The organism is Helcococcus kunzii ATCC 51366 (assembly GCF_000245755.1).
Classification (GTDB): Bacteria; Bacillota; Clostridia; order Tissierellales; family Peptoniphilaceae; genus Helcococcus; species Helcococcus kunzii.
Map to the genome: position 1 here is coordinate 1,653,774 of NZ_JH601088.1, position 10,423 is coordinate 1,664,196.

Below are 10,423 nucleotides of genomic sequence, written 5' to 3' on the forward strand. Positions count from 1 at the left end.
GGAGAAATTAAGCATATCCTTTGGAGATGTTAATAAATACAGTATTGATGGGAAATTATTCAATGAAAAGAATGTTGGATTAATTTATTTTCAAATATTTTAGAGAATATAAATGGTAGTTACCATTGTGGAGGGGGAGAATTTTTTGGTGCATCAATATCTGTTGGGGTTGCAGGGTGTGGCATTGTGGTCGAGTGTGGAACTTTAGAGGTGTGAGGGTTGTGGTTTGTTGTTGGACTTTAAGATGAGGGGTGAAGGTTCCGGGATCGTAGGTGTGGAACTTTTGTAGAAGAGGGGTACGCGATTGTGGTTGTGAGGTTTGTGGGTGGAATGGAGTGATTTGGGGTTGGGGGATTCCAGTTGGAGGTGGAAGTGATGTTAGTGGTGTTGGCCCAGGAAAACAAACACCATAAATATCAGTTTTTAATATATTAGCACCATATTAAATTTTCGCCTTTTTGGTGCTAATTTCGCCAAAAAATTTTAGCACCATTTGTTGTATTTTCATATTTGGTGCTAGTTGCAATCGAAAAGTCTAAAGGTTCTTAAAATATAAGTGATATTAATGCCCCATTCCTCATGATCCTATCATGAATGGAAGTAAATCCCTTTTTTTAAAATTTAGTTCCAAATGGGCTCGAACGCTTTGTTTCATAGGATAAATGAAATAACCGAAAAACGGTCCATGCTTATATCAACTACATTTTCGCTAGTCCTTTCCGCATTCTACAGCCTCCTCATTCTCACATAAAATCACACAATTCCTCCTTTAAAAAAAGGAAGAGCCTTGATACGATTACCAAGGCTCTGTATGAAAAAATTAAAAAAATAATATTTCTTAATACTTATTATTACCTTATATTTAATATATCACTAATTACTAAAAATGTACAGCTTAAAATAAAAACATAATCCAATATTGAAAGTTTTTCGTCTTCTTCATTAAATAGTTTTCTTTGAAAGAATATTATGAAGATGATAAATAAAATGTTTATCGCAATTTTAATATAAGGTAAAATTGTTTGATCAATAAATTTGTAAAAATAGAATTCTATAGAAAGTATTATTAAAAATATTATGGAAAATATGTATTTTTTCTTCATTATTTCATCCCTATTTAAAAGCTCAACCATAACTGTTGGGGTACCCCCTCCCCAGCAGTTATGGTGAACTTTACAACATATATAAATTTTTATTGTTAGATTCCATCGTCTGATATTTCTTCGTCGGACTCTACTAATTCGAAATAGTCAATGGATTCTTTTCCAGTTGTGATTATTTCTTCTAGATATTTTTCAATATCTTGTTCGTCACTTATTAACGCTTGATATGTAAGTGCAAAGTTAAGTCCTGATAATACTCTTACATTTTCTTGTTGCCCATATAGTAGGACTGATCTGTTGAATGGTGTGCCACCTTTTAGGTCAGTGATAAATACTATGTTTTGATAGTTTTGAAGTGATTCGTATGCTTCTTTTATCCTGCCGTCAAGTATGTCAAAGTTGACTCCCTCTTCAAAGTTGACTACTTTAAGGTTTTCCATTTCTCCAACTACTAGGTCTAAGCCTGATTTTAGTCCTTCTGCATATTTGCCGTGGGCAAGTATTATTACTCCATTAGCCATATTAGAATACTCCTAGGAATCCACCAGCGATACCGATTACTAATAGTAAACCAATACCGTAGATTGGAGTCCATTTTTTCTTAGTGAATAAGAAGTAAAGCATCATTGTTAATGCTAAAGGAATAGCGTTTGGAACGATTCCGTCCAAGATTTCTTGAACATTGATTTTAACTGGTTGTTTTTCATTTCTATTGAATTTGATTTCTGATTTGCCATTTCCTAAAGATACAACTGATGAATCATCTTTTAGTTTATCTGTGATTTTTCCATCTTTTTCTTCGTAAAGATATTTTGCATAATCAGGTAATTCTTTGTCATCAACTACTGCTACAACTGGAACAGCTACGTTAGTTTCCCCATTTGGAATTTCTAATTTAGTAGTTGTACCACCGTATAGGCAAGTTAATGCTCCTACAACGAATACACCAAGTATTGATGCTGCTCTTGTAAATTCTTTTGCATTTGCGGTCAATATTCCGATGGCATTTGTACCCATCTTATATGACCAATGCATTAGCCAATAACGAATACCGAATTGGAACACGTTAAATACTAATAAGAATATGAATGGTGCGGCAATGTTTCCTTGTAATGCCATGTTAGATGTCATACCTGCAACGATTGGTACAAGTGTGAACCAGAATAGTGCGTCACCGATACCACCAAGTGGTCCCATTGCAGAAACTCTAACCGCACGAATTGTTTGAATATCAGCTTTGTTTTGTTCAAGTGATAAAATTATTCCCATTACAAATGTTACTAAGAATGGGTGTGTGTTGAAAAATTCTAAGTTATGTGACATGGATGCTGATAAGTCGTCTTTATCAGTGTGAATTTTCTTCAATCCAGGCAACATACTGTATAGCCAGCCAGAAGCTTGCATTCTTTCATAGTTAAATGAAGCTTGTAAAAATAGTGATCTCCACACCATTTTATTAAGTGTCTTTTTGTCTATTTTTTCAGCTGGAGTTGTGTTTTTATATGAACTAGGTATATTATATTCCATCTTCTTCTCCTCCAGTCGCTTCTATGTTTTTAAGTTTTGTTTGGATTTGGTAATCCCAGAATGCTATTGCAAATCCTATTAATGCAAGTAATAGTAATGCAGAACCACCTAATTTACCTGTAGCCGCAACTATAACTGCAAGAGCAAATCCTGCAAAATAGAATCCCCATAAATCCTTTGATAACATTACTTTAAGTAATATTGCAAACCCAACGTATCTCATCATTCCACCTGCTGCTGATAAACCATTCATCAACCATTCAGGTATTGCTTCAGCTATTTGCTTACCATATGATGCACCAGCTAAGAAGAATATTAAAACAATGATTCCAAATATTGTTCCTAAAGCTGCCATTGCAAAATAGTTAAGTTTTTCAATACCTTTTGTGTCAGCTTCGTGAGCATACGCATCAGCTTTAGCCATTAATGGTGACATAAGTGTGAATATGAATGTTACACCATATTGTCCAAGTAATGCGAATGGTATTGCAGCTGCTACAGCCGCTGTTGGTTCAAATCCGGAAGTAATAGCAAATACAGTTGCCATAATTCCACCGATAACAGCATTTGGTGGTTGAGCTCCCCCAACAGGCATGTTACCAATTGTCATAAGTTGATAGGTCGCACCTACCACTAGTCCTGTGTCTACATCGCCTAAAATTGCACCAATTACAGGTCCCATTACAATAGGTTGATATATTGATTCTAGGAAACTGAACTGATCAATTGCAGCTATAAATGTAACTATAAACACAAGTACTATTTGTAAAATGTTATAATCCATTTTTTCCTCCTTTTATAGATTTTTATAACCGAATTAATTATTAAATAGTTTGTCGATATTTTCTTTATTTTCTGAAGGAACTTTTCTGATTTCTAATTCAATACCTTTATCTCTAAGCTTCTTGAATGTTTCTACATCGTCATCATCAACTGCCACAACTCCAACAACAACTCTTTTACCTTCTGCCATGTGCATGTTTCCGATATTTACTTTATCAATTGGAACTCCGCCTTCAACAAGTCTAAGTACATCTTGTGGAGTTTCACAAATTAAAAATATTTTTTGACGATCGGCTGCTTTCCCAATTACATCAATTGTTTTTTGAATGGAAAAATATCTTGTTGCAACTCCATTTGGTGCAGCCATGTCCATCAATCCTTGTCTCATCTTATCTTTCGCAACTTTATCATTAGCTACTAATAATAAATTTGCACCAATATGATTTGTCCATTGTGTAGCTACTTGACCGTGTATTAGCCTATTGTCAATTCTTGTAAGTAAAATGTTTGGCATATATTCCCCCCTTTTATTTTAATTAGATATAATCCTTGAAATGCTATATCTACTTGCCTTTACTTCTATACCTTTTGCTAATTCAACAAAAACAATATCATCTTTAACACTTGTGATTTTTCCATATAAACCATTGGAAATCATTACTTCAGCACCAGGCTTTAATGATAAATGTATTTCTGAGAATTTTTTCTTTTGTTTAGTTATCTTCACTAAATTTACTATCTGCAAAATAAGCAACATAATTGCAATAATAATAAATAATGCAATACCTGCAGATAATATCTCTCGCCATGTTGGCATATTACCTCCTTATTATGTTATATAAATATAAGTGGTTACTACCATTTTATTATAGCATACTTTCGACTATTTGCAAACAATTTCTTCATAATTTATTAAATAAATAATTTCTAATTAGCTGAATACTACTGATTGGCTCAATTACTCAGCTTTTATATAAAAAAAGATTTTTTTGACAATGATATCGAATCTATGATTTTGGGCATTTTACAGCATTTCAGAAACGTTTTATAAAAAATATAATTTTTATTATAATATAATGTTTAAATATAAGAAAACAAGCCATTTATAAGTATTAATCGTGTGAATGTTTGATTTGTTTTTTGCAAATGAAATATATATATCTTGTCTTAATGAATATAATGTAGTATAGTTAAATGGTAACGACCACTTAACCCCTGTGGTTACTAAAAAGCTTACCACTAAAGATATTGAAAATAACCATTTTAAAATTTTGAATAGCAAACATAATGTATATATGCTAAAATTATAAATATAAGTAAATATGAATTATAGAAAAAGCAAAAAATTCATATTTTTATTAAATATTGAGATTAAGAGAGGAAAATTTTGGAAGAAACAAATACTCTTTATAAAAAGTTAATAATGTCACTAAAAGAAGAAATATCTAATATGGATGTAGGTGATAAGATACCGTCTGAAAGACAACTATGTAATATTTACGACATTTCACGTACAACGGTTAGAAATGCGATTACCGATTTAGAACATTCCGGATTGTTGGAGAGAATTCAAGGTAAAGGTACTTTTGTTGCCAAACCTAAAGATAATAGACAAAACCTGTCAAATTACTACTCATTCACCGAAACAACACGAGAAATCGGTAAAACACCTAAAACCGTTATTTTAGAATACCATATTAGAACTCTGGATAAAGAAAATCTTGAAATCTTAGACGCAGAAGAAGATGAGCTATTTATCGACTTCACAAGACTTAGATTGGCAGACAACGAGCCGATGCTTTTAGAAACAACATATCTTAAATATGATGAATTCCCAGATATTACAAAGAAACTTCTTGAGGAATTGCCACTATATGAAATATTTGAACAAAAATATAATAGAAAGATTGTTAAAGTCACTGAAACATTCTCAGCGACAGTTCTAAACAGAGAGCAATCCTCACATCTAAAAGCCAAAGATCACTCGTCATGTCTAAAAATTACACGTTTCTCTTACGACAAGGGCAACAATGTGATTGAATTTACAAGATCTTATGCGCCTGAAGACAGATTTAATTATGAAACAACTTACTATCCTAAATAAACTTATTTAAAAGAAGAGGAGCTATTGCAGAATGACTTTTGGTTATTCTGTAACAGCTCTTCTTTTACATCTCTACGCCGACAACACCCCCATTATCTCCGCCTTATCATCAGTCGTTTTAAGGATGTTTACATTCTCTGCTTTCATCAATTTTTTAGAGACGGTTGCTAAATTTCTCAAATGTTCTTCTTCACCCTTTCCTTTTGGAATTAGGAAGGAAATGATGACTTCAACAGGGTTTTCGTCTAATGTTTCCCAATCGCTGATTTGTTGTGCATTCCTAAGAAATAGTATTTTTGGTTTCTTGATTGAATCGGATTTTGCGTGTGGAATGGAAAATCCGTTTATCATTCCTGTTGAGCCTACTTCTTCTCTTTCTAAATAGGCGTTGTATACATCATCAATGGAATCGCTAATACCTGCCTCTACAGAAATTTCCGCTAATCTTTTTAAGACTTCATTTCTTGTTGATAAATTTTCTGATAGAAAAATGTCTTTTTCTGTAATTAATGCCATTTTATTGCTCCTTTATTTCGATTTTTTTCTTGTCATTCCTAATGCTACGGCTCCAACTAAAGAACCTATCAATATTGCTATTACCCATTGGAATGGATGTGTAACCACTGGTAACACTAAGAATCCACCATGTGGTGCTGGCACTTGCACCTTAAACAAATAGGTCAAAACGGCTGCAACAGATGATCCTAACATAAAGCTTGGTATTGCCTTTAATGGATCTTTTGCGGCAAATGGAATTGCCCCTTCTGTGATGTGAGTTGAGCCAAGAATTGCATTCACATACGCTGAGTTCTTTTCTTCTTTTGTGAATCTGTCCTTAAATAGTAATGCTGAGAATGTTGTTATTAATGGTGGTGCAATACATGCAGCAGATACCCCTGCCATAAATGAGTAATTTCCTTGTGCAAGCAATGCTGTACCTGTAACATATGCTGCTTTATTGATTGGTCCACCAAAGTCAAATGCGCACATTACTCCTACTATTATTCCTAGAAGTATTGGGTTTGAACCTTCAAAACCAGCCAAGAAGTCCATCATGCTCTCGTTGATTGAATTCATAGGTGCGACAACTATTGTCATAATCAAACCGACAATCACAACACTTAGGACTGGATAAAGGAATATCGCTTTTAATCCATCTAATTTCTTAGATAAACCTCTCAATGCTCTTTCTAGCAATTTGATTGTATAACCTGCTAAGAAACCACCTAAAATACCACCAAGGAAACCAGCTCCGCCACTACTTGCTATCATACCAGCTACAAAACCTGACACTAACGCTGGTCTCTTACCAATACTTTGAGCAATATAAGCTGAAAGAATAGGAGTCATTAATCCCATTGCAACTCCACCGACTTGATTAAATCTCGCAGCAATTTCATTGAATTGTTCATTGTTTGGATCGGAAGAATATATTCCCCATAAAAATGAAATAGCGATTAAAACCCCACCACTTACTACAAATGGTAGCATGTGAGATACACCATTCATCAAGTGTTTATAGATTTGTCTACCAATGCTATTTGAATCTGATCCATCCGCATCATTCGTTAAAATATTTGAATCTTCATTGTCAATAGGATACTTTACTTTCCCTTTTCCAGCCAATGCATCTTGAATCAATTTTTCAGGTTGCTTGATTCCCTGTAAAACTGGAACATCTATGATTCTCTTTCCCTTAAATCTTTCATCGTGAACATCTTTATCAGAGGCAATAATGACAGCTTCCGCTTCTCGAATCTCTTCATTTGTCAATTCATTTTCGATGCCCACTTGTCCATGAGTTTCTACCTTAATGGTAACACCCAATTTTTCAGCAGCTTCTTCCAATTTTTCCTGCGCCATATATGTGTGTGCAATACCTGTTGTACACCCAGTGGCAGCAATTATTCTGTACTTCATTCGTTCCCCCTTCTTAAATTTTCCACTTTTATTTGTTTCATCAATTCATCAACATCTTCAAAATTAGTTAGGTTTTCTCTAAAAGCAGTAGAACTACCCGCAGCAACTGATTTTTTTAATGCCTCTTCTGGAGAATTATTTTTCATAATCTCCCCTACATACGTTGCAAGCAATGTATCCCCCGCCATTGCTGTATTTACCACTTGCCCCTTTGGAGCGTTACAATAAATAATCATGTCATTATTGATAAACATCGCACCTTCGCTTCCCAATGAAAGCAATATATTTTGAGCACCCATTCTTAACAACTCTTGACTCAATCGAATAAACTGTTCTCCATCCTTTACTTCTTCATTAAACCATGCGCAAAGTTCATCTTCATTTGGTTTTAGTAGGAATGGTCTATATTTGCATAAGTTTTTTACAAACATTGAAGAATTGTCTATTATCAACTTTACAGATTTTTCTTCTGTAATCTTACAAATCTCCTTCAGATATTCTTCATCTATTCCCTCTGGAAAACTTCCATTTATCGATAAAACATCATCCTTCTTCAAATTTTGTCTCAAATATTCGACAAATTCCTTTTTAGCCTCTTCCGAAATTTTTGGGCCCGGATTAACTTGAGTATATTCAGAATCCTCAGATAAAACCTTTGTGAATATATTAATCCTCGTTATCCCATCAACCTCTGGAAAATAAGTCTTAAGCCCCTGTTTTTCAATCTCTTCTTCAATAAAGTCACCTGTAAATCCTGCCTTAAATCCGGTAACAGTGCTCTCTATCCCCAATTCTTTCAAAACCAAAGAAAAATTTACACCCTTACCATTTGCAGTTAATTCTGTATAATTTGTTCTATTTACAGTGTTTGGTTCTAATCTTTCAGTCTCTACAAATAAGTCAATTGCTAAATTTGCTGTAAATGAATATATCATACATTCCTCCATTTCTACTTTAATTATATCATTAGGATGTTTTGTAAAATCATATTAAATATACCCTTTTACTCTCATTCTATTTCATGAAAAAAATTTATAGTTTCCTTTAACTCCTCACTAAAATCACTAATCTCTTCTATTGAAATAGCACCATCATTAATTAGCCTCGCAATATCAAATACCATATTAGACCTGCTTAACATAAGCCTTACACCAGGCTTCTTCTTATCACTATTAATCCTTTTTTCTAAAGCCCAAAACTTTGTAGATACAGGCAAATCCCTATCCAAACAATTAGCATATTCATCTAAAAGTCTTTCCATATATCTTTCTTGCCATCCTATAATTTTCTTCTTAAATAGTCTCCAATCTGACTCTAAAGGCTTATACATTTTATCTCCTCTCCGTTTTTCCATAATAGATCTTAAACTATTATTATATCTAGGTTTTGTAGATATATTTGGAAAAACTTCTTTTTTCATTATATCTTAAATAATTCGAAATATTCTAGTTATAATTAAATTTGTAATTTGGTGAAATTGAATCTTTATATTTTGTTAGCGAGAATGGGATTACATGTGAAAATGAGAAAATTAGTTTTACACATGTAGGATTTCTAAAATTACATGCGGGAATGAAAAAGTTAAGTTTACACATGTAATTCCATACTTGCGTTTACATGCGTAATATGGAGAGTGCAAATCACACATGTAAAATTACACTTTTGTCTACATGTGGGAATGAGAAATTGCGGATTAGACATGTAAAATTGCACTTTTCTATACATGCGAGAATGAAGAATTGGGAAATACACATGTAAAACAACTTTCCTTATCCAAATAATAAAAAATAAAAAGACCCAATAATTAAGAAAACAAATATATGTAATGTTTTCAAAATCATTAGGTCTTTATCTATCTACTAATTAGCTATATTTTATTTTATATATAAACTAATATAATCATATGGTTCAATAATCTTAGCACTATCTACTCGTTCCTCTAAAGCATTAATAAATTTGGAATCATCTATTAACTGCTTGTCTAAATTAATAGTTTTTTTAGTAGGATTGGCTAATCTAATCACATATCCAGCACTATTAAAATATGATGGATATATAGCTGAAATAATATAATCTTTTGAGAGATTTATGCCTTTATATTCTTTTGGTAGTTTTTTCTTATCACTTTGTAATGGCCAAATTTTATTATCTAATCTATAGATAAATTTATTTAGTTTTTGACTTTGATAAGAAATTGATGGCGATAATCTTTCTAAAGATTTTTTATATATTTTATTCTCATCAAATGTTCCTTCATCTAGCTTAAACGCAAACCTTCTATATACTTTCCCCGTTTCTTGAGCTAGTGGTGTTGGCATCATTATATGACCTTCATTTGTGGTATCTCCTGAAGCTCTACCAGGTCTCCATTCTAAATCAGGTTTCCCTAATTGTCCAGTTGTGGCAAATAAAGTGAAGTATAAATAATTATTTTTTCTTTCATACTCTTTTATAGCATCGAAGTATGTTGTAAAAATGTACCCATCATGCAATACGGAAACAGATTTATCAAATATTTCTATGTTTTCCGGTTTCTCTACATATTTTTTTTGCCATTCTTCTGGTATAACTTTAGTTGAATTATAGTTAAATCCATTCTGTATTTGAGCGATGGATTTTCCATCTTCTGATAATACATTTATCCTTAATCTCAATCTATGAGATAAAGTATTATTATCAAACTCTAATTTAGTTTCTATAGTCCCATCATGTAAAATAGAAATATATAGTTTATATCTTACTTCAACTTTATTTTCAGTATTATTGATTCTATCATCTAAATCATAAGGCAAATAATCTTTACCTTCTACCACAAGTTGATCTGTAATACTTCCCTTTTTATTAAATGCAGAATCAAACGTTAATATTTTTTCTTTTTCTTGTGGTAATGGAGAAAAATCATAGGTATCTCCATCATTACCCTGATCTGTTAATGTAAAAAGATTTTCTATTATAAGGTTATCTTCGAAATATAAGTTTATCCTTG

At 32.6% G+C, this 10,423-nt stretch carries 12 protein-coding genes; 1 reads left to right on the forward strand and 11 read right to left on the reverse strand.

Annotated features, from left to right (window positions below; translation table 11 throughout):
• Nucleotides 1-851: 851 nt before the first annotated feature.
• From HMPREF9709_RS07430 to HMPREF9709_RS07455, 6 genes are all read right to left on the reverse strand, one after another.
• Nucleotides 852-1,103 (reverse strand): hypothetical protein, encoded by a 252-nt coding sequence (locus HMPREF9709_RS07430; protein ID WP_157573247.1) that lies wholly within the window; start codon nt 1,101-1,103, stop codon nt 852-854.
• A gap of 95 nt (nt 1,104-1,198) precedes the next feature.
• Complete coding sequence (locus tag HMPREF9709_RS07435; protein WP_005398989.1) at nt 1,199-1,624, reverse strand: PTS sugar transporter subunit IIA; 426 nt, start codon at nt 1,622-1,624, stop codon at nt 1,199-1,201.
• Between the two features lies 1 nt (nt 1,625).
• A complete protein-coding gene (locus HMPREF9709_RS07440) occupies nt 1,626-2,630 on the reverse strand; it encodes a PTS system mannose/fructose/sorbose family transporter subunit IID (RefSeq protein ID WP_005398990.1) in 1,005 nt (334 codons plus the stop codon).
• Nucleotides 2,620-3,414 (reverse strand): PTS mannose/fructose/sorbose/N-acetylgalactosamine transporter subunit IIC, encoded by a 795-nt coding sequence (locus HMPREF9709_RS07445; RefSeq protein WP_005398991.1) that lies wholly within the window; start codon nt 3,412-3,414, stop codon nt 2,620-2,622. Before HMPREF9709_RS07445 ends, HMPREF9709_RS07440 begins: the two co-directional genes overlap by 11 nt.
• 33 nt (nt 3,415-3,447) lie before the next feature.
• A complete protein-coding gene (gene agaV / locus HMPREF9709_RS07450; RefSeq protein WP_005398992.1) occupies nt 3,448-3,927 on the reverse strand; it encodes a PTS N-acetylgalactosamine transporter subunit IIB in 480 nt (159 codons plus the stop codon).
• A gap of 18 nt (nt 3,928-3,945) precedes the next feature.
• Nucleotides 3,946-4,230 carry a preprotein translocase subunit YajC gene (locus HMPREF9709_RS07455; RefSeq protein ID WP_005398993.1) on the reverse strand — a complete coding sequence of 95 codons (285 nt, stop codon included), beginning with the start codon at nt 4,228-4,230 and terminating at the stop codon, nt 3,946-3,948.
• A gap of 570 nt (nt 4,231-4,800) precedes the next feature.
• Here HMPREF9709_RS07455 and HMPREF9709_RS07460 point away from each other — a divergent pair.
• On the forward strand, nt 4,801-5,517 hold the full coding sequence (locus HMPREF9709_RS07460) for a GntR family transcriptional regulator (RefSeq protein WP_005398994.1): 717 nt from the start codon (nt 4,801-4,803) through the stop codon (nt 5,515-5,517).
• A gap of 72 nt (nt 5,518-5,589) precedes the next feature.
• On the opposite strand, the gene HMPREF9709_RS07465 is transcribed toward HMPREF9709_RS07460, so the two are convergent.
• From HMPREF9709_RS07465 to HMPREF9709_RS10155, 5 genes are all read right to left on the reverse strand, one after another.
• The gene (locus HMPREF9709_RS07465; protein ID WP_005398995.1) at nt 5,590-6,033 is read right to left on the reverse strand and encodes a PTS sugar transporter subunit IIA; all 444 of its coding nucleotides are present in this window, start codon (nt 6,031-6,033) and stop codon (nt 5,590-5,592) included.
• A 12-nt stretch (nt 6,034-6,045) separates the two neighbouring features.
• Nucleotides 6,046-7,437 (reverse strand): PTS fructose transporter subunit IIC, encoded by a 1,392-nt coding sequence (locus HMPREF9709_RS07470; RefSeq protein ID WP_005398996.1) that lies wholly within the window; start codon nt 7,435-7,437, stop codon nt 6,046-6,048.
• The gene (pfkB, locus tag HMPREF9709_RS07475) at nt 7,434-8,372 is read right to left on the reverse strand and encodes a 1-phosphofructokinase (protein WP_005398997.1); all 939 of its coding nucleotides are present in this window, start codon (nt 8,370-8,372) and stop codon (nt 7,434-7,436) included. Before pfkB ends, HMPREF9709_RS07470 begins: the two co-directional genes overlap by 4 nt.
• Nucleotides 8,373-8,446: 74 nt before the next feature.
• On the reverse strand, nt 8,447-8,767 hold the full coding sequence (locus HMPREF9709_RS07480; protein WP_005398998.1) for a hypothetical protein: 321 nt from the start codon (nt 8,765-8,767) through the stop codon (nt 8,447-8,449).
• Between the two features lie 544 nt (nt 8,768-9,311).
• Complete coding sequence (locus HMPREF9709_RS10155) at nt 9,312-10,250, reverse strand: hypothetical protein (RefSeq protein ID WP_211204499.1); 939 nt, start codon at nt 10,248-10,250, stop codon at nt 9,312-9,314.
• Between the last annotated feature and the right edge of the window lie 173 nt (nt 10,251-10,423).

Bases quoted from the DNA above. Each gene is read 5' to 3' on its own strand.
- HMPREF9709_RS07430 (WP_157573247.1), bottom strand. From the start codon at position 1,103: ATGAAGAAAAAATACATATTTTCCATAATATTTTTAATAATACTTTCT.
- HMPREF9709_RS07435 (WP_005398989.1), bottom strand. From the start codon at position 1,624: ATGGCTAATGGAGTAATAATACTTGCCCACGGCAAATATGCAGAAGGA.
- HMPREF9709_RS07440 (WP_005398990.1), bottom strand. From the start codon at position 2,630: ATGGAATATAATATACCTAGTTCATATAAAAACACAACTCCAGCTGAA.
- HMPREF9709_RS07445 (WP_005398991.1), bottom strand. From the start codon at position 3,414: ATGGATTATAACATTTTACAAATAGTACTTGTGTTTATAGTTACATTT.
- agaV (WP_005398992.1), bottom strand. From the start codon at position 3,927: ATGCCAAACATTTTACTTACAAGAATTGACAATAGGCTAATACACGGT.
- HMPREF9709_RS07455 (WP_005398993.1), bottom strand. From the start codon at position 4,230: ATGCCAACATGGCGAGAGATATTATCTGCAGGTATTGCATTATTTATT.
- HMPREF9709_RS07465 (WP_005398995.1), bottom strand. From the start codon at position 6,033: ATGGCATTAATTACAGAAAAAGACATTTTTCTATCAGAAAATTTATCA.
- HMPREF9709_RS07470 (WP_005398996.1), bottom strand. From the start codon at position 7,437: ATGAAGTACAGAATAATTGCTGCCACTGGGTGTACAACAGGTATTGCA.
- pfkB (WP_005398997.1), bottom strand. From the start codon at position 8,372: ATGATATATTCATTTACAGCAAATTTAGCAATTGACTTATTTGTAGAG.
- HMPREF9709_RS07480 (WP_005398998.1), bottom strand. From the start codon at position 8,767: ATGTATAAGCCTTTAGAGTCAGATTGGAGACTATTTAAGAAGAAAATT.